General features: G+C 45.2%; 2 tRNA genes. Both read right to left on the bottom strand.

Features of this window, described 5'->3' with window-relative positions:
* Nucleotides 1-63: 63 nt before the first annotated feature.
* Nucleotides 64-139 (bottom strand) — tRNA-Thr (locus B4F91_RS05595).
* A gap of 11 nt (nt 140-150) precedes the next feature.
* A tRNA-Gly gene (locus tag B4F91_RS05590) sits at nt 151-225 on the bottom strand.
* Nucleotides 226-290 lie beyond the last annotated feature (65 nt).

Below are 290 nucleotides of genomic sequence, written 5' to 3'. Positions count from 1 at the left end.
TTTTCAAATTTCAAATAGTTTTTTCTGACAGATAAAGGAAGTATTCAAGGAGATTCATATGACTGGTGCTGATAGGCAGATTTGAACTGCCGACCTCACCCTTACCAAGGGTGCGCTCTACCAACTGAGCTATATCAGCAACACCATAATTGGAGCGGGCAGCGGGAATCGAACCCGCATCATCAGCTTGGAAGGCTGAGGTAATAGCCATTATACGATGCCCGCTTTAGGAACCTGTTCTTAAACTACCTCTAACCGTCAAGAATAAAGTGGTGGAGGGAGCTGGATTC

This window comes from Pseudoalteromonas sp. UBA6610, from assembly GCF_002433295.1.
GTDB lineage: Bacteria > Pseudomonadota > Gammaproteobacteria > Enterobacterales > Alteromonadaceae > Pseudoalteromonas > Pseudoalteromonas atlantica.
This window is presented reverse-complemented; position numbering and strand designations above follow the sequence as displayed.